We start from the raw sequence: 266 nt of genomic DNA on the forward strand, positions 1-266 counted from the left end.
ATACTGCCGTAACAGCATTGGTTTGGGCTAATCCGCGTTCGCTCGCCACTACTAACGGAATCACTATTGTTTTCTCTTCCTCTGGTTACTTAGATGTTTCAGTTCACCAGGTTTGCCCCCTTGCGGGTAACATGTCTTCAACATGCTGGGTTGCCCCATTCGGAAATCTACGGATCATAAAATATGTGCTTCTCCCCGTAGCTTATCGCAGCTTATCGCGTCCTTCATCGCCTCTGAAAGCCTAGGCATCCGCCATACGCCCTTAT

At 48.9% G+C, this 266-nt stretch carries 1 rRNA gene; it reads right to left on the minus strand.

Going from position 1 to position 266, the window contains the following annotated elements:
* Window positions 1-266: ribosomal RNA gene (locus tag F7018_RS17950) — 23S ribosomal RNA — on the minus strand; the annotation flags it as partial.

Origin of the sequence: Tenacibaculum aiptasiae (genome assembly GCF_008806755.1) — a bacterium.
GTDB classification, from domain to species: Bacteria; Bacteroidota; Bacteroidia; order Flavobacteriales; family Flavobacteriaceae; genus Polaribacter; species Polaribacter aiptasiae.